Genomic DNA, 20,691 nt, shown 5'->3' on the forward strand with positions numbered 1-20,691 from the left:
GGGAGTTCCGATGCCGGACGTCCGCGTTTCGTCGTGACGAAGGCGGTCGGAGCAGGTTTTTCGACCCCGGTCCCCGTCGCAGCTGCGGGAGCGGATCAGGCGGCATCCTTCGCACTCATGCGGGATGCTTCGGTGCTGGTGGGAGGACCGTCCGGCGATCCGGGAGGCCCGGAGTCAGCGAATGCCCGGAGAGAAGGGCTCCGTGACCTTCTGGACCTGTGCCCCGCAGGCGGTGCCGTCGTCGCAGCCGATCTCCACCCCGGATACGGATCGAGGGCGATGGCCGAGGAACTGGCTGCGGAGCGGGGCTGGCCGGTCTACCTCGTCCAGCACCATTTCGCGCATCTGTGCGCCGTACTGCTCGAATGCGGGATGCGGCCCGGAGACGAGGCCCTCGGACTGATCCTCGACGGGACCGGTTACGGCACCGATGGGACGGTCTGGGGATGTGAGATCCTCGATGGCAGTCTGTCGGGTTTTCACAGGAGGGGACATCTCAGGAATGTCCCCATGCCCGGCGGGAGCGCCGCCGTGATGGAGCCGAGGAGGATGGCTGCCGCGCATCTTGCGGCGGCGGGCCTCGGACACGACTGGCCGGAGCTCGATCAGGTGATCCGGTCCAGGAGCCTCTCTCCCATGACTTCGAGCGCGGGCCGCCTGTTCGACGCTGCTGCATACATCCTCGGCGTCTCTCCGGCGCGCGTGGCCAAGCAGGCGGAGGCCGCCAGGATGATCGAGTCCGCCGCCGATCCTGGAGAGAAGGGCCACTTCGACATGGATGTGGGCGATGACTGCGTTATCGATCCGTCCGGGGCGATCCGGGGGCTCCTCGACGACCGGATTCCCGTCCCGGCCAGGGCGGCCATGTTCCACAACGGATTCGCACGGGCTCTTGCAGGAGCAGCCTTGATCGCCCTCGGGGGGCGTCGGATGCCCGTGGCTCTTTCCGGGGGCTGCTGGGCCAATGCGCTCCTGTTCAGCGCCGTTCGCAGGCTGCTTTCGGACGAAGGGCTGGAGGTCCTGTACTGCACGGACCTCCCGATGGGCGACGGGGCCGTATCGGCCGGCCAGGCCGCAGCGGTGGCCGCGGCCCTGATCGGGAGCGGCGACAGGCCGGTTCCGGGAAGGATGGTGGCGGGATCATGACGATCCGGCGCATCGGCAGGAGCGTATCCGAGAAGAACGATCTGATCGCCTCCCGCAACAGGAGCCTGCTCGACGGCCTCGAGATCCTGGGCATCAACCTGATGAGCTCGCCCGGGTCGGGCAAGACGACCCTCCTCGAGGCTCTGGCCGGCAGGTTCGGCCCGAAGCTGGCCGTGATAGAGGGTGACGTGAGCACCCGCAGGGATGCCGAGCGGATACTGGACAAGGGTGTCAAGGCATGGCAGATCGAGACCGGGGGAGCCTGCCACCTCGATGCGGCATCGGTCGGCTCGGCCCTGCAGGGGCTCCGGCTCTCGAAGGGCGTCGAGCGCTTCCTCGTCGTCGAGAACGTGGGCAACCTGATCTGTCCGAGCTCCTACGACCTGGGCGAGAGGTTGAGGGCCGGACTGCTGTCCCTTCCCGAGGGCGACGACAAGGTGCTGAAGTATCCGTCCCTGTTCAGCAGGATCGACCTCCTCCTGCTGACCAAGAAGGACCTCGCACCCCATCTGGGGTTCGACACGGCACGCGCCGCCATGGAGTGCAGGAGCATAAACCCCGGCGTCAAGACGATAGAAGTCAGCGCCCTCACGGGCGAGGGGATGGACGAACTGGCCGGGTTCCTGGAGGAGCGCTACAGGTCGCTGTGGGGCGCCTGAGGGGAGCGCCCCAGGGCGCTGAGCACCCGCCCGAACTCAACAGGATCGAACACCGGTTCGCCCGATACGCCCCGGCGATCCGAGAAGGATCCGTGGATCCATCCCGTCAGTCCGGCCAGCGCCGCAGCATTCTGCGATCCGATCCCGCCTCCCGGCAGGATTTCGATCCGCCCTCCGGCCTGCTCCACCAGCGCGGCTATCGTGCCCGCCCCGTCGGCCGCGGCCGGCGGGCCGCCCGAGGTGAGGACCCTCGACACCCCCAGGTCGATGAGCATCTCGAGGGCTGCCGGCTTGTCGGGCACACGGTCGAAGGCCCTGTGGAACACCACCGGCACGCATCCGGCCGCGCCCACCAGGGCCGATACCGCCTTCCCGTCGATGCCCGAGAATTCGTCGAGCGCCCCTGTCGCGATCCCGGAAACCCCCCGGGATGCGCATTCGCGGATGCTCCGGACGGTCGTGGCGATCTCTCCGGGGGAGTACACGAAGCCGCCCGGCCGCGGCCTGACCAGGACGACCACGGGAATGCCGGCCTCCCGCAGGACCCTGCGCACGTCTGACATCGAGGGAGTTACGCCTCCGCACGAGAGGCGCGAGCAGAACTCTATCCGGCCGGCGCCGCAGGATGCCGCGGAAAGGGCATCGGGTACCGATCCTGCGGCCACCTCGATACCGATACCGATGCCCATGCCGCCACCCGCGACCGCTGCTGCCTCCTGCCGGATCGAGCAGTCCCTCTCAGCGCGCAGGGGGCTGATAGATCATGGGCAGGCCGTTTTCGGTGTCGCCCACGATGACGAAGACGCTGTTGTCGGACTGGGCCAGCTCGCCCGTGACCTCTATCGCCTTCCAGGACAGCAGATCATCGGTCAGACCGGTCGATACTATGCTCTGGTAGTCCGCTATGCCCTGCGCCTCTATCCGCATCCTCTCGGATTCGAGCACCTGGGCCTGGATGACATACTCCATCCGGAGGGCCTCCTGCTCGGCCTCCTGCTTGGCCACTATCGCGTCCCGGAGAGTCTGGGGCAGGTCGATGTTCTCTATCGGGGCCTGTTCGACGATGATGCCGAGCGGGGCCAGCAGTGTCGTGAGGCTGTCCTCTATCTGCGTGTTGACCCCGGCCCTGTCGAGGGTGTAGAGCGCCTCCGGGTTGTACATGGCGAGGATGTTCTTGGCCGTCCTGTTGATGAACGGTTCGATCAGGATCGCGTAGTAGTCCGACCCCACCGTCTGGTAGATGGTCGGGGCCATCCGGGGGTCGAGCCTGTAGACGAGGCTCATCTGGATGTCGACGGTGACGCCGGTGGAGGTGGACGCGTTCATCGACATGGATTCGGACTGCCTGCGGATGGACATCAGGTGGATGTCCGACCAGGGGATCTTGGTGTGCAGGCCCTCGGGTATCGAGGTCATCCTGACCTGCCCTGCGATCGTGACCACCCCCACGTGTCCCGAGGGGATCATCACGAAGCAGGACATCAGGAGAAGGGCCAGACCCACGACGAGCGCCAGCCCGCCGAGCTTGCGGAGCGGCGATCTGTCGGTCCCGTAGGCCCTTATCACCCTGTCGTCGCCCTTGCGGGTCCCGGAACCGCCCATGAACAGTGCGAGCCCGATCAGGACGAGGATCATCGCGAGTATGAAAAGGAACATCACCCCTCCGTTCGAGTGTCGGCACCACTGCGCCGATTCTACTCCACGGACGGAACCGGGGCCATGCCGCCCATTCCCTCAGGAGCCTCCGTGCATTAGATATCGGAAAACACCCCAAGGAGGACGGATGTCTCACAGGCTTCCCTTCTGCGTTGTCCTCTCGGCGACCTCGATGCTGTTGCCGACACAGGCCTTTTCCTACGGGTACCTCGATTCGTTCCAGGGCGGCACGCCTATGTCCGGGTCCGGAGCCTACTCTGCGGCACTCGGCGGGGCCGTCTCCACGCACAATCATGACGCCTTCGCCTTGTTCCTCAATCCTTCGGGCATGTCGTACCTGGACGGCCTTACCGCTTCGACCGGGGCGGGGGCGCTCAGCTGGAAGGAGACCCACAGGTACGGCATAGAGAGCAAGCTGAGATCCGAGAGCGCCATGGGAATGAGGTGCATCGCGGGCACCATGCCGCTGGGCGGCTCTCTGACCGTCGGAGCCGGCCTCATGGCCGTGGCCGACGCCGACTACGCCGGAACCCGGTTCTGCATCGACGAGCTCACCGGCGAGAGCTATGCCCAGGAGATCCTCTACGGTTCGGGAGTGCAGTGGGATGCGGTTGCGGGAGTCTCGTGCGGCCCGTTCGACGGCTATTCCGCCGGGCTGTCCGCGGGGCTGAGAACGGGAACGGTCTCGCTCGACTACGTCAGGTACGACTATTTCTCGGGGCTCGTGGACTCGGTCCTCTATCTCGACACGGAGGTGTCCGAACTCGCGTTCAGGGCCGGGCTGATGAAGGTGACCGACATCGCGACCCTCGGTGTCAGCTATTCCGCCGGCGGAGAATGCCTGGATCCGGTTCTGAGCGGTGGTTTCAGGTTCCGCGCCCCGCATCTGCAGAACACCCGGGTGGGCTTCGAAGCCGACCTTTCCTCGCCGCTGGCAAGGAACGACTATGCGGGAAGGCTGATGATCGAGTTCCCGATCACCCAGAGCACGACCATCCTATCGGGCGTCTCCTTCTCCGACTACCCTTCGGAGGCCGGCTCTGGAATGGGATTCTCGCTGGGCGCCGACCAGCACATGGGGGTTTTCGACCTGTCCGCCGCCGTCCACTGGATGACCAGCCAGGTCTACGGCAGGTACATCCCCGACGAGGATTCCGACAGGATCGACGAATCCACCACGGAACTGATCATGGGGGTGTCGGTGAACCCCTGACCCCCGCGCCATGGCGCTGATGTTCCTCCGGGGCCGCGGCCCTGCAGCCTCCCCTGCATGCCGCGGCCTCGCCGCATCCCCGGCAGGACTGCGGCAGGGCTCTGAACTCGAGTGCCGCCTGCGACGACGCCATGGATCCGAAGCTCTCCGCCAGGAAATCCCCGAGCGTAAGCGGCACCTGCTCGCACGGCCTGAGCCTGCCCCACGGGTCCACCGCCCATTTCGGGCCTGCCCCGGTGCATCCCGTGTTGACGAGACCCTCGGGAAGCGATCCTCCCATCGAGCATCCTCTGATCGGGATGCCGGTGTAGACCGGGATGCCGGCGACCGAAGCCCCCTCCACGGCCATGTCGAGTGCGCCGCGGATCATGTCGCGGGATGGGCGGAGTTCGGACCATGCTCCCGAGGCCCTTCCGCCCGGGGCCAGGGGGATGATCTGGAACGATGAGGCTCCCGATGCGAATGCCAGCCTCAGGACATCACCGGTCTCGGCCCAGTTGGGCGAGCAGAGGGGCAGGGCCGCCGACACCGGGAGTCCTGTGGAGGCCGCTGCCGAGATGCCCCGGAGCACCCTGTCGATCGAGCCGCACCCGCAAAGGCCTTCGAATGTCGGAGGACGCGCCGCGGGGAGGGATATCTGGAAGGCGGCCAGCCCCGAACCGGCGAGGGAGCCGGCCGCACTTCCGTCCAGCAGGGTGCCGTTGGTCGCGAGATGCACTTCCGGGACGGAACGGGCGAGGATGCCGACGAGCAGTGACAGGTCGTCCCTCAGGCATGGTTCTCCCCCCGACACTGTGACTCCTCTGGCAGGAATCGAAGCCATTCGTTCCGCGGCGCGGAAGGCCGTCGCGGGATCGGCAGGTGGAGGGGCTGCGTCCCTGGCGCTCCACGGGTTGCAGCAGTACCTGCACCCGAGGTTGCACAGGGGCGTCGATTCGAGGACGAACCAGTCCGTCGCCGGGCTAGCGGGCACAGATCAGGTCGGAGAGCAGCAGGCCGATCCCGGGGAGCATGCCGATGATGCTGTCGGCTGACGTAACGGCTTCCGAAGCGATCCGGCAGCCTTCCAACCCGGCCGCGGAAGTATCCGCGAAGGACCTTATCTCTGAGAGCCGTATCTGGACGAGTTCCCATGCGGGCCTCGTCCCCGGCTCGTCGTAGCTCCAGATGTAGAGGCGCGGAGCAGACATCGTGTCGAGGAGCAGCGCGGCGATGCCGATCTCGAGGGCGGCCCTCGCGGCATCCGCAGCTTCGACCGTTCCCATCAGACCCCGCGACCTCATCTCCTCCACCGCATCGAGGCGGTTCTCGAAGGAGATGAAGGCCTGCTCGGACTCCATCTGCACGGCGGGGGCGATCATCCGGGTGTACATGCTCCTCGAGCCGTACATCAGCGTGCGGAGCCGGAGCATGAAGAGCCTCCGCACGACGGCCATCTCGCCGGAGACAGGGGAATCGGCCTCCGAGAGCCGGTCGAAGCAGGATTCGACTCCGGCCCTGAATCGTGCGCCCTCGGAGTCTTCCAGCACACCCCGGAACCATTCCGACGAGTCAGGCTGCCCGATGGCGGTCATCTCCCCCCACGCGGCCCGCAGGTCGTTCCATTCCTGCGAGCTGAGGATCTCCGCGATTACGGATTCCTTCGCAGCGGGGAGGCAGGAGTCCGTTGACGTGATGGCAGTGCCTGCCGCCGCGGGCAGGGCTCCGGGGATCAGGAAAAGGCCGGCCGGTCGGATGGAATCGAGCATGGGGCGAATATCGCCGGACGGAGGGGCCGGGTCACCTTTTCCGCGGAGCCCCGCCCGGACTATGTTCGGGGGACTTTCCCGAAGGGCGGTTGGGTTGAAGATCGGCACTCTCTGCTACATACGCCGCAACGGCCGCACGCTCATGATGTTCCGGGACAGGATCCCGGGCGATCCGCACCGGGGCAAGTGGAACGGCCTCGGAGGCAAGATGGAGCCGGGGGAGACCCCCGAGGAGTGCGTGATCCGCGAGGTGATGGAGGAGTCGGGGCTGGCCCTGGAATCGCCGGTGCTGAGAGGGTTCCTGACTTTCCCCGCCTTCGAGGGCGACGAGGACTGGTACGTGTTCCTCTTCGAGGCATCCTCCCCCGCAGGAGAACCGGGTGACTGCCGGGAAGGCCGGCTGGAGTTGGATGGATGCAGGATGGAAAGCTCTTCACCCCACAGATCGACGGAGGGAGAGCCCTGGGAGTGCCGGGAAGGCCGGCTGGAGTGGATCGAGGATTCGAGGATTCCGACCCTCCCGCTCTGGGAGGGGGATCATCTCTTCATGAAATGGATGGAGGACGGGCGGTTCTTCTCGGGCAGGCTGGCCTACGGCGGCGGCAGGCTCGTTTCGAGCGGCGTGGTCTTCTATCCCCGGGAGGCGGCGAATTGAAAGGCAGACTGCTACTCGTCGTATCGGCAGCAGCTATCTCCTGCGGCGGCCCGGAACCTGCGGCACAGGATCCGGCCGGCCTCTGGAACGGCTTCATATCGATCTCCGGACAGAATCTCGACATCTCGGTCGAGATCGAGGGGCCGGCCGATTCGCTGTCGGCCACGATCGACATCCCCGTCCAGGGCGCCTTCGACCTGGGGCTCGACCTAGTATGGCTCGAGGGCGACAGCATCGGCTTCTCCCTGCCGTCCTTCCTCGGCATGGCCGAGTTCGAGGGAGTCATCTCGGACGATGCGATCTCCGGCAGCTTCACCCAGGGGGGCCAGGAAGGCACCTTCCAGCTCAGGCGCGCGTTCGGGGGCGCGAGACCCTACACTTCCCGGGAGGTCGAGTTCGAGTCGGAGGGATGGTCCTACTCGGGCACCATCACCATGCCGCCGGGAGAAGGGCCCTTCCCCGGCGTCGTACTGATATCCGGCAGCGGGGTTCAGGGCAGGGATGAACTCGTAGCCGGATTCGGCGTTCTCGGAGCCTTGGCCGATTCGCTGTCGTGCAACGGGGTCGCGGTGATGAGGTGCGACGACAGGGGCTACGGAGCCTCGCCGGTGGCAGCCCTCTACAACACCTACCGGATCCAGGCCGCCGATGCGAGGACGATGCTCCGCATCCTGGAGGCCGAGGAAGGCGTCGACCCTGACAGAACAGGCTTCCTCGGGCACAGCGAGGGTTCCACCGTTGCCCTGATCGCCGCGTTCGACTCAACGGCGGGCGCCGACTTCGTGATCTGTCTCGCAGGGCCCGCCGTGCCGGGATACGACCTCCTGCTCCGGCAGATCGGTGACATCTCGAGACTGGCAGGGGAGGACGAGGAGCGGATCCAGATGCTCGTCGACGCCCAGAGGGACGTCATGGATGCAGTGCTGGCGGGCGACAGCGGCGCCGCTGCGCTCGATTCCATCCTCGAATCGCAGATCAGGACCCAGGTCGAATCCCTGCCCGACGAGGAACTCGCAGCCATCGGAGATGTGGAGAACTACGTCGCTGCGTCGCTGATGCAGACCAGGACCACGGCCACGAGCCCCTGGTTCGTCGAGTTCGTATCCACCGATCCCGCGGAATATGCAGCGGCGTGCAGGTGCCCTGTTCTCGCGGTCTACGGCTCGCTGGACGTGCAGGTCGAAGCGGATGTGAACGCGCCTGCGATGGCCGGGGCGCTGGCCGGGAATGCCGGATCGGCGGTGGAGGTCCTGGATGGCGCGAACCACCTCTTCCAGGCCGCGAACACGGGGTCGATAGAGGAGTACGCATCGCTCGACCAGCGTTTCGTGCCCGGGCTCATCCCGCTTCTGCTGTCGACGATCAGTTCCGCTGGGGAGTGACCGGCTCGACGGCGAACATCCAGGGCCAGCACTTCCCGGTGAGGATCATCCGGCCGCCCGAGTCGAAGGCTATGCCGTTGAGCACGTCGGCGCCCGACCATCCGGAGGGGTCGAGGAGCCCCGAGGCGTCCATGATCGAGGCGACCCGCCCGGTGGCCGCGTCTATGGCCAGTATGGTGCCCAGGCCCCACTGGTTCGCGTAGAGAACCCCGTCACGGTACTCGAGCTCGTTGAGGAATGGCGCAACCGAACCCCCGGCCCTGACCTCGATCGAGCCCAGCTCCACGAACGTCGAGGGATCGCGCAGAGCGATCGTCCCCGATCCGTCGCTCATGTATAGGAGGCTTTCGGAGGCCGCGAGGCCCCATCCCTCGCCATCGTACGAGAAGGATCCGCACCGCGCGAGATCGGGGACCGTGAAACGCAGGGCGGTGCCCTCGCGCCAGGTCAGCATGCAGAGAGTGTCGTCGACTATCGCGATGCCCTCGGCGAAGAGGCTGTCGGGCAGAACGACCTCTTCCAGGATCTCCATCGAGGGCCAGGCGATCCGCCTCAGCCGCGAAGAGCCGTAGCCACCTGAAGATTCATAGATGTCCCCATCGTAGAAGCATAGCCCCTGCGTGAACATTGTCCTGTCGTGTTCAAGCGTGTCTGTTATGACGGCGACCCATGCATCGAATCCTGGGCCGGCCACTCCCGGCGGATTTCCTGCAGGAGCCGGACCGGGAACCCGCTCCGGGGAGGAGCAGGCTGTCAGGGCCTGGATGGAGACGAAGACCCCCAGAAGGAACGGTCTCATCGCAGTGTGCCGCCCGTGAGGGACCTCTCCGCCGGACGGCCGGGGACCGCCGCACCGATGAGGCAGCGGCAGCCCCCGATATGCACCGATGGGCGGCAGGGTTCGCGCCGGAGCGACCCCGTCGCTATCTGGACCTTCCTCCGGAGGACCCGCCGGAGGAGCCTCCGCTCGAGCCACCCCTGGAGCCGCTGCCCGATGATCCCGTCGAGGAGGAGTGGGAGCCCGGCGCCGAGTAGGCCGCAGGCGAACCCGCGGTCGCCAGGGCTTCCTCGAACCGGGCCTTCCTGGCCTCGTATCCGGGGGTCTGGCCGCCTTCGACGTCCTCCAGCTCCTCCATCCTGTCCTCGGGGGAGGGATGGGTCTGCCAGAAGCCCGGACCGCTGCGCCCGGAGACGGCCGCCATCCTGCCGAGCACCCGGGAAAGGCCGGCGGGATCGTATCCTGCATTCGCGGCGATGATGGCTGCAAGGCTGTCTGCAGAGGACTCCGCCTCGCGTGAGTAGCCCTTGGTCACGAGAGCCTCCGTGATGTCTGCGGTCACGTCGCCGTAGCTGTCGGCGGCCTCCTGGACCTCCTGGGAGCCGAACCTCTCGGCACCGGCCATCCCGGCGACAGAGAAGGCCTGCACCCAGCGGGCCTGCTGCACCGTGCCCATGCCGTGGCTGAGGCAGACGTGAGCTATCTCGTGGGCCAGGACGCACGCGAGCTCGTCCTCGTCGCGGATCTGGTCGAGGAGCCCCCGGGTGATGAAGATCGTTCCCCCGGGGCAGGCCATGGCGTTGATCTCGGTCGAGCCGAGGAGCTGGAAGTGCCAGCCGCCGTACGTGCAGGGCTTTGGCGAGTTCATGGCCGTCCAGGAGCCCACGGAGTTGAGATAGGAATGGAAGGGGTACCCGCCCACCGGCGTGTAGGTCTCCAGGATGTTCGCGGCCACCGCACGGCCGATGTAGTACTCCTCGCTGTCGGATATCCCGCGCCCGGCCTGCGCGAAGGCGTCCACGACGCCGATCGCCGTCTGCGCGTCATCGCTCTCGATGATGTCGGTGATGTCGTCCAGGCCCCATGCCACGAGGCCGAGCACCAGGAGGAGGTGCGTCATCTCGATCCCCCCCTCGGGGTCCCGCCCGCGGGCGGAGTCTGGGGCGCCTCTCCGGAGACTTCGGGCAGCAGTGCCGGGTCGACCAGCCCGCCGTCGGCCAGGAAGGCGTTCATGAATGCCTCGGTGATCTCGAAGGCCTCGATCCTGTCGACCGCCTCGAAGTCGAGAGAGGGGTTGTCGCTCTCGTACTGCGCCTCAACGTCGGAGTTGAAGCCCCTGCCGGCGAGCGTGACCTCGTCCTGGGTGACGGAACCGGAGCCCGACTGGACAGAGCCCGACCCCGCCGAAGCCGAGGTCAGCGCCGTGGCGTGCACCCATCCGCTCAGGGATGACGAGACCGAGACCCTGAACCACTGGTTGCCGACTTCGAGGACCGTCAGCACCTGCCCGAGCTCCAGCTCCGCGATGGGCTGGGCATAGAAGGCAGGCGACGGGAAGACATACTGCCTCATCACCTTCACGGTTGCCTCGTCGCCGGCCGATAGGGCCGTATCGGAGGCGAGCAGTGCCAGCATCAGCGCCAGAACAGCCATTCCCCACTCCTCACTTGGATGTCATGTCGAACACGCCGCCCCAGCCCTCCGCGGGGGATCTGCCGGCGAATTCGGCGCTACGCTTCGCCATGACGGAGGACGCACCGTCCCCTGCCGCGGCGAGTGAATCGAACATGGCGGCCGCGCGCTCGAACCCCAATGCCCGGTAGACCGCCAGGGCCTCGGCGTAGAGCGCGGCTGTCCGCATCGTCTCTTCAGGAACCAGTCCACGATAGCCAAGGAGCTCGAATATGTCCACGGGGGTCTTCTGTCCGACCACACGGATGGAATCGAGCTCGCGGAAGACGAACCCGTCGCCCGCGGCCTCCACCGTGGCCCTCGAGGCCATGATGCGGGTGCGGTAGGCCTTGTTGACGCCCTCGAGCCTCGAGGCGAGGTTCACCGAGCTGCCCATCATCGTGTAGTCGAACCTGCGCGACGACCCCATGTTGCCCACCGTCATCAGGCCGGTGTTGAGCCCCGTCCGGGGCTTCAGCTCGGGCAGGCCCTCGGCCGACAGCACAGCGTTCAGATCGGCCAGCGAGTCCCTCATCGCGAGCACGGCCCTGCAGGCTGCCGCGGCATGGTCCCCGCACGGCAGGGGGGCGTTCCAGAATGCGACTATCGCGTCGCCGATGTACTTGTCCAGCGTTCCCCCGTGCTCGAGGATCGTGTCGGTCATCATGCCCAGGTAGCGGTTCAGCAGGTGCACGAGCTCCGGCGGGGAGAGCTTCTCGGAGAATGAGGTGAAGCCCGCGAGATCGGAGAAGTAGGCCGTCATGACCTTCTGCTCGCCCCCGAGGACCAGGAGCTCGGGGCGCCTGGAGAGCTGCTCGACGACCGTGGGCGAAAGGTACTGGGAGAACGCGGCCCTGATCTCCTTCCGCTGCCTGTTGGCGTTCCCGTACGAGAGGATGCTGCCGGCCAGGAGGGCGGCCGCTCCCGCCGAGAGCGGATAGACCGCCTCGAGCCAGATGTTCTGCGAGAATGCGAGGAATGCCGCGCCGGACCATGCCGCGAGAACGGCGAGGCCGGCCGCGCCCTGGAGCAGGACCGACCTGCCCAGGAGGAAGGCTCCGGCACACAGGAGAGCAACAACAAGAGCGCACGCCAGGGACACCTGCGTGCCCGGCCTCCTGAGGGCCACGCCCGCGAGGATGTTGTCCGCCGTATTGGCGTGGACCTCGACCCCGGGGCAGATGGCCGAGTAGGGAGTGGGCTTGAGGTCGTACAGACCCGGCGCGGTGTAGCCGACGAACACTATGGCGTTGCGGAAAATCGCGGGGTCGACGGGGGATGGCTGCCCGGAGGCCTCGGCCTGGACGGCCTCGAGCAGATCGGCTATCGGCACGTATCTGAATGTGGCCGTGGGCCCCCTGAACCTGAGGATCATCCTGTAGTCCTCGTCGAGCGGTATCCGGGCGTTCCCTATCGAGAGAAGGCCGGGCTCCAGGGAGACCGGAGGCCTGCCGGCGGAGAGCCATGCCGCTGCAAGGGCGAGGCATGGAACAGGTCCGTCGGGGGTGTCGGTGAAGACTCCCACCCTCCTGAACACCCCGTCGGCGTCGGGGACGGCAGAGACGTTGCCGAGGGCCGCGGCGCCCTCGAGGATGGGGTCGAACGGGGGAGTGCTGGTCCACGCCGAGTCGAGACCCGGCCAGCTTCCCTCCACGGGCATGATGGCACTTGCGGGTATCGGCCTGCCGTCACGCTTCTGCAGGGCCACGGCGAAGACTGCGCTCCCGAAGGCCTCCGCGCTGTCGCCGAGGGCTTCGTCGTCGGCCGTCCCGTACAGCGACGGGAGGTCGTAGAGAACATCGAAGGCCACCACGCTGGCGCCCCAGCGCCGGAGGACGCCCAGGCAGTCGCCGTAGAGCTGCCTCGGCCACGGCCAGCCGAGCCATGGCAGGCGCTCGAGCGATCCGCCGTCGACCGTCACGATGATGATGGAGGGATCGGGCGGCGTGGGCTGGGCCTTGAACCTCAGGTCGAGCGTACGGTTCTCGAGAGACTGCACGAAGCCGAGCCTGGAAATGGGAAGGAGCACGACCGCGCAGACCGCCGCGAGCGCGACCAGCCTCAGCGGGAAGGGGATCCTGGCGAGCCGGCGATCGAGGCCCATGATTCCTCCTGGTTGGATGCTGCCGCCATTATCGTTCCGCCTCCGTTCAAGTCAACGGATGGCGGGGATCCCGGCTCTTCCTGCGGGAGCCGCGGAAGGCTAGAATCGAGGAGCCCGGGCGGACGGGCGGGAGGCGGGACATGGACGGGGATGCAGGGCGCCTCGGTTCGATATTCAGGATCCTCAAGGCCATAAACAGGGTTCGGAGCCTCGACGCGCTCCTGACCCTCCTGGCGAGGGAGACATCCGAATCGATAGGCGCCGAGCGCTCCACCGTATTCATCTTCGACAGGGCCAGGAACGCACTCTGGTCGGTGGTTGCCGAAGGCCTCGACAGGCAGATCTGGCTCGACGCCGACCACGGGCTCGCCGGACATGTCCTCCGCACGGGCAGTACGCTGCTGACACCGGACGTCTCGCTCGATTCGCGCTTCGACTCCTCGGTGGACCGCTCCACCGGGTTCACGACGCGGAACGCACTCACCGTGCCGATCCGCGACACCCGCGGAGAAGTGACCGGAGTCTTCCAGGCCGTGAACAAGCGGGGCGGCGTCTTCACGCCGGAGGATGCCGACTTCCTGGAGGCCGTGGCCGCCGAGGCGGGCGTCACTATCGAGAACGTATCCCTGTACGAGAAGAGGCGGCGCATGCTCGAATCCCTCATACAGGCGCTCGCATACTCGATCGAGGCGCGGGACCCCATGACGGCCGGCCACAGCGGGAACGTGATGAAGTATGCCGGCGGCATCTCCAGGGCCATGGGCCTGCCGGCGGGGGTGGTGAGGGAGATAGAGTACGCCGCCCTGCTCCACGACTACGGCAAGATCGGCGTGCCCGACGCCATCCTGCGCAAGCCCGACCCGCTCGATCCCGCCGAGACCGAGGTGATGCGGAGCCACGTGGAGCAGACCGGGAGGATACTGAACGCCATAGAGTTCGAGGAGGACCTGGAATCGGTGGCGAGGTTCGCCCTCGAGCACCACGAGAGGATGGACGGGACGGGCTATCCTTCGGGGCTCCCGGGCGACGCGATTTCGCTCGGGGGAAGGATCATCGCGGTGGCCGACGTGTTCGAGGCGCTCACCGCCAAGAGGCACTACCGCGACCCCATGAACGTGATGGACGCGCTCGCAGCGATCCGTCGGGAAGCGGGGACCTCGTTCGATCCGGCGGTGGTGCAGGCGCTCGAATCCTATCTGTACGGCGGCTCCCGGAACTCCTGAAGTCCGGGCGGCTCACGCCGCGGACGGAGCGGCCCCTCTCCCGCCTCCGCGCCTTCCCAGCAGCAGGTAGTAGGAACCCGCCGACAGCAGGTAGAAGACTATCGTGACGTAGAACGAGAAGGCGAAGGAGTACCTGTCGATTATCGCGCCGCCCGCGGCCGCGCTCAGGGTCATCGACCCGTTCCAGGCGATGGCCGACACGGCATTGGTGAAGGGCCTGTCCTCCGGCTTCTGGATCTCCATCTCGAAGTTGGCGGATATCGGCAGGTTCATGTTCATAAGCATGCCCCTCATCACGAAGGCCGAGACCGCCAGGGCCAGGTTCCTCGTGAGGGCCAGCACCAGCATGAACGGGACCGAGAGCAGCTCGGTCAGCACGATGCTCCCCACCATCCCGTATCTCCGGGTCAGGATGGGGGCCGAGAGCATCCCCAGGAAGAGGCCCACCTGCATCAGCGAGAAGTAGAAGCCGATCCTCGGCGGATCCAGCCCGAACTCGTTCCTGAAGTACAGGTTCATGAAGGGGATCACCAGGCCCGCGCCCAGGCCCACGAAGATCTTCGGGATCATCAGCCGTCGGATCACGTTCCAGTCGTAGGACTTCAGCTTGTGTATCAGGCCTCCGGGCGCCCGCGGAGCGGGGGAGTCGCCCTCTATGCGCGAGAAGGGGATGATCGCGAGCAGGCTGGCCGCCACGGCGAAGTAGAGCGAGTACTCCTGCGCGGCTGCGGCGCTGCCGGCCAGGCCCGTGACAGTGAAGAGCCCCGGGAGCATCCCGCCGAAGAGGAATCCCATCAGGCTCGAAAGCATCCCCACGGCCGAGTTCACGCTGAAGACGTAGATCCTCTCGCCCTCTCCGCTCTCGGCCATGAGGAAGGGCGACGAAGCGATCCTGTAGAAGGTGACGAACATGGTCGCCGAGAGGCTCATGAGGCGGATCATCGGCACGTCGCCCGCCAGGACCATCAGTACGTAGCAGGCGCACGAGAGGATTGTCGACCAGACCAGGACGAGCTTGGTCCGCACGCGCTCCAGCACCAGGGCGGCCGGCACGGCGGCGATCGCGGCCCCGAGGGAGCCCGCGGCCAGGATCTGCCCGATCGAGGTCTCTGTGAACGACTGCTCCTTGAGGTACAGATTGAAGAGCAGGCTGAAGACGGACATCCCCAGGCCGTTGAACAGCCCGCCCCAGATGAAGAGCCGGGCGTTGCGCGAGAAGGCTCCCAGCCCATCGAGGTATCTCTTCGCGGTGCTCACCGTGCGCCCCCGCCCGCGAGCTCGCGGCTGAACGCCAGCAGTATGGAGGCGATCACCAGGGCGCAGCCGATCCATCCCGCGGGGGAGAGCCTCTCGCCCAGGAGGATCGCGCCCCCGGCCGCGGCGACGACCGCCTCGCCGATGTAGATGAGCGAGGAGACGGCGCCGCCGAGGCTCGGCTGCCAGCGGATCTGCCAGTACATCAGCATGCTCGTCGCGAAGACCGAAAGGTACAGCAGGCCTGCGAGCGCGCCGGGGTTCGGGTCCATCGTGAACCCGCCCATGACGGGGATCAGCGCGAGGGATCCGAGGGCGACCACCGAGAGCATCCCGGCCGTTATCTCCATCGAGCGGCCGGGGATCCACAGCCTGTCGATCAGGGCGATCTCGACGGCCCAGAACACAGCGCTCGCGGCCGTGAGGAGGTCGCCCGTCCCTATGCCGCCGGAGGGGTCGGCCAGGAGCCACACGCCGGCGAGAGCGATGCCCACGGAGGCGAAGTGGACGAGCCGCGGCCTCCTGCCGCAGAGCGGCCACGAGACGAACGGGGCTATGGCTACGTAGAGCGAGGTGATGAAGGCCGACTTGCCCGGCCCGGTCTGCCGGAGCCCGGCGAGCTGGAAGGCGTACCCTCCCAGGAGGGAGAGGCCGAGCAGGATGGAGGGCATGACTATCCGGGAGAGGGGGGGCGTCCCGGACGGCGCGCGCCTGGCCGAAGCGGCCGCGAAGGGCGCCAGGACGGCGGCGGCGACGATGAACCTCGCCGCGAGCAGCACCCCTGGGGACATGGACGCGAAGAGGGCCTTCGCCACCAGGAAGGTGGAGCCCCACATCACTGTCCCCGCCGAGAGGAACAGCGCCGCCTTGCGCTTCTCGTCCATGTCTTCCTTGTGTCAGGGAGGGAACCGGCCGGGCGAAGATAACGAATCCCGCCCCCCCGTGGCGCCGCCCCCCCAGAACGCCATTAACTCCTTTAACTTTCTCTGGCGAAGGCCCTCCCTCTCGCTGCGCCCCTTATGCCAAGGGTCCCGGGTTTGCATATTGGAACGTCTTCCGCTGAAGGAGGGGTCATGCGGAGGGGTGGAACCGGGGTATTCCCCAGGGTCGCGGCCGTCGCCGCAGCCCTCGGGCTTGTGGCAGCCGCTGTCTTCGCGGAGAGCATAGGGCTAGGCCCGGGTCCGGGCACGGGCAGGTTCCGGGTCATTTCTGCGATCCTGGCGACCGGGCTTCTGACTTACGGCATCCTCGGCAGCAGGTTCGGCTCGCTCTTCCGGGCCATCGGCCTGGTGTTCGCCTGGGCCGCGGTGGCCGTGCTCGTGCTGGAGGCGGCTTCATTCGCCGTCTCGAGGCTCGATCCGGCCCGCCGGGGCGGCACCCCTCCGGATGTCGAGCCGCCCTGGAGCGTCGCTCCGTCGGGAATCACGTACGAACCCTACACGGGATGGGGTAATGATCCAGCAACTGCCGCCCCCGGCGTGATCCTCGACGCGTCGGGCTGCAGGACCGTGCCCGGCTCCTCGACCGATCCATCCGCATTCACCGTGTACGTCTACGGAGGCGATGCCGTGCTCGGCGCCTCGATCGCCGACTCCGCCACGATCCCGTGTTTCATCCAGGAGGGGCTCGACTCTATCCGGCAGTCCCCCGTCAGGGTCGAGAACAGGGCGCGCCCGGGATGGACATCCACCCAGGCGCTGGTTGATCTGATGCTTTCGCTTCGCTCGGGCGCGGAACCGGATCTGGTCCTGTTCGTCGGCGGTTTCGAGGATGCCTCGGCGGCATGGAGCGCCGGCAGAGCCGGCGGGCATCTCTGCATGAGAATCATGGAGTCCTGCTTCACGAATCCCCGGCAGGGCGCGGGCGGCGGTCCCTGGAGGGCGGCACTGCAGTCCACCGAGACCTGGGGCTTCGTGTCCCCGCTCCTCCCCGGCGGCGCCGGAGGCGTGCCGGGAGCGGGGGATGGCTCCGCCCCCGAATCCCTAGGCGTCGAAGCCGCCGGGGTCTTCCTCGCCAACGCCGCGATGGCCGAAGGCCTGGGGCGCATCCACGGCTTCGAATGCCGCTTCTGCTGGCTGCCGGGCGTCCTCGTCACAGGCAAGGCCCTGACGCCCCCGGAGCAGGCCATCGTCGACGCCATGATGGACCTCGGACACGGCGCGGCGGACTTCGCGGCGCTGCTCGCAGCCTGCTCGGAGGAGATAAAGGCGGCAGACCCCCGCGAGGCCTGCGTCGTCTCGCTCGCCTCATCGCTCGATTCGCTCGAGGGCATAGTCTTCACAGGTCCCACGGGAACCTGCATGACCGCCGACGGCAACCTGGCCGTCGCCCGTGCGATCCTCGCAGGACTGGGGTACTGATCGTGGAACAGTAGTCGTCAACCGCCGACTCTGCGGCATTCTCCCAGGAGATGCGCCTGTGACAGAAAGACATGAACCGGAGAAACCAGTTCGGGATGGAAATGCCGCACGCTACTCCTCTCTTGTCAGGGCTGTCGCCGCTGTCTCCGGTTCCCTCATGATCGCAGCCGCTCTTGCCGCCGACCTCATCGGGCTGAGCGTGCAGGGCGGATTCAGCAGGAACCAGATCCTCATGATGGCTGCAGGGCTGCTGCTGATCGCAGCTTCCATGCTGGGCAGGAGATTCCCCCGGGTCTACAATGCTGCGGGAGTCATCCTCCTGAACACACTCGTCGCACTGCTCCTCATCGAGATCATCTCGCTCATGGCCATGAAGATCTGGAATCCCAGGGAGATGGCGGTGCGGGCGATCAAGGAGCAGGTAGCAAATCTGTCCCAAGAGGAAGTCTCCGTTGTTCTCGGGCACTATGTCTCCTACCTGGTCTGGAAGGCCGATCCGCTCCAGCAGGGAGAGGAATCGACGGACGAGCGCGGATTCCGGAACACCTCATACCTAAGCACGGACCCCGATGCATACGAGATCTTCATGTTCGGCGGGTCGGCGATGTGGGGCCTCGGAGTGCCGGACTCCTGCACGATCGCATCCCTGCTCCAGAGACGGTTCAACGAATCGCTCGACATCCCCGTGAGGATATCGAACTACGGCCAGATCTCGTGGGTCTCCACCCAGGAGCTGATATGCCTGATGATGGAGCTGCGGGACGGCGCAAGACCCGATCTGGTCATCTTCTACGACGGATTCAACGACGTGTGGAGTTCGTATCAGAACGGAACGGCCGGGGAGCACCAGAACCTCCCCCAGTTGCGGAGCAGGATCGAGGGTACCGAAATACTGATGATCCGGAGCAACCTGCCGAAACTGATCTTCGAAAGCACGAACCTGGCACTCCTGATGAGGCTGGTACGCACCGATGGGACGCTCAGGCAGGAACCGGTCGAGATCGCGACCTACAGGACCATGGGAGTGGACGTTCATGCCCTCGCCGAGAGCACATATGCCGTATATTCGAGGAACATGGACATGGCTGCATCGCTCGGCAGCCAGTACGGGTTCGACTGCCTGTTTCTGTGGCAACCCTGCATCTACTGTGGTGACAAGACACTGACCCCGCATGAGCAGGAAATCCTGGAGTGCGGATCGGAGTTCTTCCGGGCGGGGGGGTACTCAGCATGGATGGAACTGGTCACCCTGACAGATGATCAAGTTGAGGCAGCTGTGCATTCCCGGAATCAACATATCGATCTCTCTGGCGTTCTGGACTACACCAGGGAGGAGTGCTACAGTGACTTCGCCGGCTGCCATCTGAACCCGTTCGGGAATGCCGTCGTCGCGGATTCCCTGGCCTGTCTGATCCGCGACCTGGGTTCGATACATGCAGTCATGCCGGAAAGGGCGGAAACGCCCCTCTGACAATCAACCTCAGATCTCGGCGAGACCTCGGTTCGATGCAGCCTCTGCCTTCTGCTCCAGCCTCTCCAGCAGGGGTTCCAGCCAGAGCCGTTCGCGTGTGAAGCGAAGGCTCGTGCCGCCATCCAGCCCTGACACATGCATGTATGCATCGGCATGCCGTGAGAGAAGCCAGGCGGGCGAACTCTCGAGGTCGTACAGGGTCGTGTCGCCAAGGATTTCACAGGGCGATATCTCGATCCACGAAGCTTCGTCGAAGGGATCGGAGACGAAGAGCCTGCAACGACCGGTGGTTGCGCAGGAGTTCATCATCCAGAGGTCGTCAGAAACAGCGATTGCTCCATTTCCGATGGACATCGAAGAGTCGCACGGAGACTGGCATGTGCGTGTCGACGGCCAGAAGGGAAGCACATCGGTCGAATCGTCCGAGAACCTGGCGAAGAGGCATTCTGGATCTCCACCGGCATCGATTACCGGCCAGACCTGCTCCCAGAACGAAGACTCCCCGAACACCCCGGAACCTTCGGCCCCGATCGTGGACAATGCCTCTATGTAGGCGCCCGGCCAGACAGTGCCGTATCCGGCGACATCGCTCCGGATGCCGCTCACGAAGATCATCGCATCGTTGCCAGTACTTCGCTCAAGATCGGCGAGCCTCTCGATCACCGACCGGGTGTAGGAATCGGCCTGGCGGAACCTCGAGAGTTCGTCGCGAGCTGCGAGGAAGCAGCCCAGCAGGATAACGGAAACTGCGCAGAGGCCCGCCCTGCCCCGCAGCGATCCCGCGCCTGCGCTGAACAGGAGTGCAGCTCCGGGGAGGGCTGCGTAGGCGTAGTTGCTCCTGGGTGGCAGATTCAGGACAGTGAGAACAGGAAGAACAATGAATCCGAGCAGAAGAAGCCGCGTCCGCCAGCCCATTCTTGCGAAGAACAGAAGGGCCACGCCAGCAAGAACAAGCAGCCTGACAGGGATACCATCCAGCCAGGGTGAGAACGGGAGCTTCACGAGCGACGCCAGGTTGTTGACCATGAAGAAGCCGATGCTGGTGGATTCGGAGTATCCGAGTTCGAATCCCACCCAGTAGAGCCTCCATGCAACGTAGATCGCCGTCGGGATCAGGTACAGCAGTGATGCAGCGAAGAACCTCTTCATCGGACCGGGGCCGCTGTCACCTGTCATCGCCATTAGTAGAGTAGACACAATCGCCGGAATAGATGTGACATTCTCCGGGGAGACCCGGTGGAGGGAGTGACCTCCTGGCTGCATGATCGGGGTGCTAACCATTCCCTGAACAGCAGCCAGGAGGTCGAGGCGATTGTGGTGTTCAAGTATAGACTGGAGAGCCCACAGGGCAAAGAGGATGAAGCAACGAGG

The 20,691-nt window shown here is 66.0% G+C and carries 19 protein-coding genes; 8 read left to right on the forward strand and 11 right to left on the reverse strand.

The genetic code is table 11. From position 1 onward, the window contains the following. Positions 1 to 33 precede the first annotated feature (33 nt). Together QUS11_08820 and hypB are read left to right on the forward strand one after the other, a co-directional pair. Positions 34 to 1,146 (forward strand): hypothetical protein, encoded by a 1,113-nt coding sequence (locus QUS11_08820; protein MDM7993402.1) that lies wholly within the window; start codon positions 34 to 36, stop codon positions 1,144 to 1,146. After that, on the forward strand, positions 1,143 to 1,805 hold the full coding sequence (hypB, locus tag QUS11_08825) for a hydrogenase nickel incorporation protein HypB (GenBank protein MDM7993403.1): 663 nt from the start codon (positions 1,143 to 1,145) through the stop codon (positions 1,803 to 1,805). Before QUS11_08820 ends, hypB begins: the two co-directional genes overlap by 4 nt. On the opposite strand, the gene QUS11_08830 is transcribed toward hypB, so the two are convergent. Together QUS11_08830 and QUS11_08835 are read right to left on the reverse strand one after the other, a co-directional pair. Further along, complete coding sequence (locus QUS11_08830; protein ID MDM7993404.1) at positions 1,781 to 2,494, reverse strand: copper homeostasis protein CutC; 714 nt, start codon at positions 2,492 to 2,494, stop codon at positions 1,781 to 1,783. The genes hypB and QUS11_08830 overlap by 25 nt on opposite strands. A gap of 49 nt (positions 2,495 to 2,543) precedes the next feature. Beyond that, positions 2,544 to 3,461 (reverse strand): prohibitin family protein, encoded by a 918-nt coding sequence (locus QUS11_08835; protein MDM7993405.1) that lies wholly within the window; start codon positions 3,459 to 3,461, stop codon positions 2,544 to 2,546. 127 nt (positions 3,462 to 3,588) lie between these two features. On the opposite strand from QUS11_08835, the gene QUS11_08840 reads away from it, so the two are divergent. Next, entirely contained in the window at positions 3,589 to 4,674 is a 1,086-nt protein-coding gene (locus QUS11_08840) for a hypothetical protein (protein MDM7993406.1), read from the forward strand. On the opposite strand, the gene QUS11_08845 is transcribed toward QUS11_08840, so the two are convergent. Both QUS11_08845 and QUS11_08850 read right to left on the reverse strand, forming a co-directional pair. Further along, positions 4,649 to 5,647: a radical SAM protein gene (locus QUS11_08845; GenBank protein ID MDM7993407.1), complete on the reverse strand. Its 999-nt coding sequence runs from the start codon at positions 5,645 to 5,647 to the stop codon at positions 4,649 to 4,651. The two genes, QUS11_08840 and QUS11_08845, sit on opposite strands and share 26 nt — an antisense overlap. Then, complete coding sequence (locus tag QUS11_08850; GenBank protein MDM7993408.1) at positions 5,637 to 6,422, reverse strand: hypothetical protein; 786 nt, start codon at positions 6,420 to 6,422, stop codon at positions 5,637 to 5,639. Before QUS11_08850 ends, QUS11_08845 begins: the two co-directional genes overlap by 11 nt. Before the next feature lie 94 nt (positions 6,423 to 6,516). Between QUS11_08850 and QUS11_08855 the strand changes: the two genes are divergently transcribed. Beyond that, complete coding sequence (locus QUS11_08855) at positions 6,517 to 7,077, forward strand: 8-oxo-dGTP diphosphatase (GenBank protein ID MDM7993409.1); 561 nt, start codon at positions 6,517 to 6,519, stop codon at positions 7,075 to 7,077. Next, entirely contained in the window at positions 7,074 to 8,459 is a 1,386-nt protein-coding gene (locus QUS11_08860) for an alpha/beta hydrolase (protein MDM7993410.1), read from the forward strand. The genes QUS11_08855 and QUS11_08860 overlap by 4 nt, the downstream gene beginning before the upstream one ends. Here QUS11_08860 and QUS11_08865 read toward each other — a convergent pair. The 4 genes from QUS11_08865 to QUS11_08880 all read right to left on the reverse strand — a co-directional run bounded on the left by QUS11_08865 (position 8,440) and on the right by QUS11_08880 (position 13,012). Continuing rightward, complete coding sequence (locus QUS11_08865; GenBank protein ID MDM7993411.1) at positions 8,440 to 9,258, reverse strand: glutaminyl-peptide cyclotransferase; 819 nt, start codon at positions 9,256 to 9,258, stop codon at positions 8,440 to 8,442. The two genes, QUS11_08860 and QUS11_08865, sit on opposite strands and share 20 nt — an antisense overlap. Before the next feature lie 124 nt (positions 9,259 to 9,382). Beyond that, a complete protein-coding gene (locus QUS11_08870; protein ID MDM7993412.1) occupies positions 9,383 to 10,357 on the reverse strand; it encodes a M48 family metallopeptidase in 975 nt (324 codons plus the stop codon). Continuing rightward, on the reverse strand, positions 10,354 to 10,890 hold the full coding sequence (locus tag QUS11_08875; protein MDM7993413.1) for an SH3 domain-containing protein: 537 nt from the start codon (positions 10,888 to 10,890) through the stop codon (positions 10,354 to 10,356). The genes QUS11_08870 and QUS11_08875 overlap by 4 nt, the downstream gene beginning before the upstream one ends. A gap of 10 nt (positions 10,891 to 10,900) precedes the next feature. Further along, on the reverse strand, positions 10,901 to 13,012 hold the full coding sequence (locus tag QUS11_08880; GenBank protein MDM7993414.1) for an adenylate/guanylate cyclase domain-containing protein: 2,112 nt from the start codon (positions 13,010 to 13,012) through the stop codon (positions 10,901 to 10,903). Between the two features lie 140 nt (positions 13,013 to 13,152). On the opposite strand from QUS11_08880, the gene QUS11_08885 reads away from it, so the two are divergent. Then, positions 13,153 to 14,235 (forward strand): HD domain-containing phosphohydrolase, encoded by a 1,083-nt coding sequence (locus tag QUS11_08885; GenBank protein MDM7993415.1) that lies wholly within the window; start codon positions 13,153 to 13,155, stop codon positions 14,233 to 14,235. A gap of 12 nt (positions 14,236 to 14,247) precedes the next feature. On the opposite strand, the gene QUS11_08890 is transcribed toward QUS11_08885, so the two are convergent. Together QUS11_08890 and QUS11_08895 are read right to left on the reverse strand one after the other, a co-directional pair. Beyond that, positions 14,248 to 15,492 carry an MFS transporter gene (locus QUS11_08890; protein MDM7993416.1) on the reverse strand — a complete coding sequence of 415 codons (1,245 nt, stop codon included), beginning with the start codon at positions 15,490 to 15,492 and terminating at the stop codon, positions 14,248 to 14,250. Then, positions 15,489 to 16,373 (reverse strand): DMT family transporter, encoded by an 885-nt coding sequence (locus QUS11_08895; protein MDM7993417.1) that lies wholly within the window; start codon positions 16,371 to 16,373, stop codon positions 15,489 to 15,491. The genes QUS11_08890 and QUS11_08895 overlap by 4 nt, the downstream gene beginning before the upstream one ends. A 189-nt stretch (positions 16,374 to 16,562) precedes the next feature. Between QUS11_08895 and QUS11_08900 the strand changes: the two genes are divergently transcribed. Together QUS11_08900 and QUS11_08905 are read left to right on the forward strand one after the other, a co-directional pair. Then, entirely contained in the window at positions 16,563 to 17,849 is a 1,287-nt protein-coding gene (locus QUS11_08900) for a hypothetical protein (protein ID MDM7993418.1), read from the forward strand. 58 nt (positions 17,850 to 17,907) lie between these two features. Beyond that, positions 17,908 to 19,320, forward strand: a complete 1,413-nt coding sequence (locus QUS11_08905; GenBank protein MDM7993419.1) for an SGNH/GDSL hydrolase family protein — start codon at positions 17,908 to 17,910, stop codon at positions 19,318 to 19,320. 9 nt (positions 19,321 to 19,329) lie between these two features. On the opposite strand, the gene QUS11_08910 is transcribed toward QUS11_08905, so the two are convergent. Next, the gene (locus tag QUS11_08910; GenBank protein MDM7993420.1) at positions 19,330 to 20,469 is read right to left on the reverse strand and encodes a hypothetical protein; all 1,140 of its coding nucleotides are present in this window, start codon (positions 20,467 to 20,469) and stop codon (positions 19,330 to 19,332) included. Between the last annotated feature and the right edge of the window lie 222 nt (positions 20,470 to 20,691).

It is taken from the genome of Candidatus Fermentibacter sp., assembly GCA_030373045.1.
Lineage (GTDB): Bacteria > Fermentibacterota > Fermentibacteria > Fermentibacterales > Fermentibacteraceae > Fermentibacter.